Raw genomic sequence first — 1,716 nt, forward strand, 5'->3', positions numbered from 1 at the left:
CCTCGTCCGCTACGCCGAGCAACTCGACGGTAGGGACGACGAGCGCGCCCTCGCCTGAGCGAAGCACCCGGCACCACCTGCCGACACTCGTCATCGGGCCACCCCAGACCGATCCTCACGGACGCGGTGCGGGCCGGACGGTGGCGACCCCCCGGGTGGCCATCGCATCGCGAATGGGTCTCGAGCGTGTGCGCAGCGCGACACCGGCCACCGATTCTCGAATCGACGCCGCAGCGGATGACCGAACCTCGAACCGCCGTACCACTGCTGTCTGAAAACCCGGCGCGGGATCAGGTGCCGTACTCGAACTCGTACCAGGGTCCGCCGATGTTGACCAAGGACATGAAGAATCGTCCGCCGTCGTCGGGAATGCGGTCCGGCGACCGTGGACGGCTTCATCGCCGACCGCGAGGGCGCGTTCGGGTGGACGACTCTCGTTTCCGCACCACGCAGACACGCGAGCTTGGCGGCCACCTGTGTGGCCGCAGGCTCTACGAGACGATGCTGCCATGGGAGACGGATCCGTCGATGCGCGACAACAACTCGGGGCCGCGTTCGCCGAAGTCTGGTGCGCGATCCCGAAGGTCGTCTTCAGCCACACGCTCGACAGCGTCGGACAAGCGCGATGCCGGTAGCCGACCGACACCGCCACGGTTGCGGCCAAGCGGTTCAGCCGGGTTCTGCTACTTCACGAGAGTGTTGATGCCGAGGTAGTGGACCATTGGTCCGGAGGCCTCGAGTTCCCACAGGATGATCCAGTCCTCCTGTCCTCGTGGATCACGGACGACGATGGCCCACACCTTTCCGGGCCTGATTCGGTGCCGTTTCACCGCTGCTGCGCCGGGGTCGTTTTCAATTGCGTCGAGCCACTGATCGACCGCATCTGCCAGCGGGTCGTTGGCGTCGTACAACTTTCCCAGTGCGGTCGCCGCCGCATCACTCATTTCAATTTCAGTCATATCGCAACTACCTTTCGTAGTGCACCATCGTAACAGAGTTGCATGCGCACCGTTTGCAACTTCGGCACAAGTGTGTAATGGTTGTGGAGGAAGTGACCGACACCGGGCACGGACACTCCCGAGCGGAAGCGCTCGTCCCGACCAAAGAGCCCCGGAGAATGAAGTGACGCCATGAGCGATCTGATTGTCGAAGTGGACAGCCGAAACCGCGTGAGTCTGAGCAGGCTCGCCCACAAGCACGACCGCTACATCGTCAGAGAAGAAGCGGACGGAACCGTCATTCTGGAACCGGCCGTTGTGCTCACTAAGGCAGAGCGAAACTATCTGGCGAACCCAGAGGTGCAGGCGGCTGTCGAGCACAGTCGGCAGCACCCGGAACAGCGTCGGCCCCGACCGCGACGCCGAGACTCCGCCACCACATAGGTTGAGTTGACGCAAGCTGAGGACTCCGGAAACACAAGGCACGGATGCAAGAGCATCCGTGCCTTGTGGTGACGTGCCGATACTCCATTCGCTCCGAGAACCAACCAATACCGGCAGCCACAAGTCTTGTTGGACCCGATGGGCCTCCCGATAGCGGATCCGCTTCGGGCACACACCTACTGTCGCCACCTCGGTTCTGTCGCCGGTACCGGTGATTGCTCGCGCAGGTTTGGTTCGGGGCGCCGATCAGTTGGTGGTCGGCGAGTTCGCGGTAGAGCGCACCGAATCGAGGACGGGATGGTCCGGGAGGTACCCGAACCGAACACCATCGAAC

The 1,716-nt window shown here is 63.2% G+C and carries 3 protein-coding genes; 2 read left to right on the plus strand and 1 reads right to left on the minus strand.

Features of this window, described 5'->3' with window-relative positions; all coding sequences use genetic code 11:
- The first annotated feature begins 509 nt into the window (after window positions 1-509).
- Complete coding sequence (locus tag WAW17_RS20225; RefSeq protein WP_422334704.1) at window positions 510-635, plus strand: hypothetical protein; 126 nt, start codon at window positions 510-512, stop codon at window positions 633-635.
- Between the two features lie 48 nt (window positions 636-683).
- Here the strand turns inward: WAW17_RS20225 and WAW17_RS20230 are convergent, their stop codons facing one another.
- Window positions 684-959 carry a hypothetical protein gene (locus WAW17_RS20230; RefSeq protein ID WP_422334705.1) on the minus strand — a complete coding sequence of 92 codons (276 nt, stop codon included), beginning with the start codon at window positions 957-959 and terminating at the stop codon, window positions 684-686.
- 171 nt (window positions 960-1,130) lie between these two features.
- On the opposite strand from WAW17_RS20230, the gene WAW17_RS20235 reads away from it, so the two are divergent.
- The gene (locus WAW17_RS20235; RefSeq protein ID WP_422334706.1) at window positions 1,131-1,382 is read left to right on the plus strand and encodes a hypothetical protein; all 252 of its coding nucleotides are present in this window, start codon (window positions 1,131-1,133) and stop codon (window positions 1,380-1,382) included.
- The last annotated feature ends 334 nt before the right edge of the window (window positions 1,383-1,716 follow it).

This window comes from Rhodococcus sp. (in: high G+C Gram-positive bacteria), assembly GCF_049286785.1.
GTDB lineage: Bacteria > Actinomycetota > Actinomycetes > Mycobacteriales > Mycobacteriaceae > Rhodococcus_F.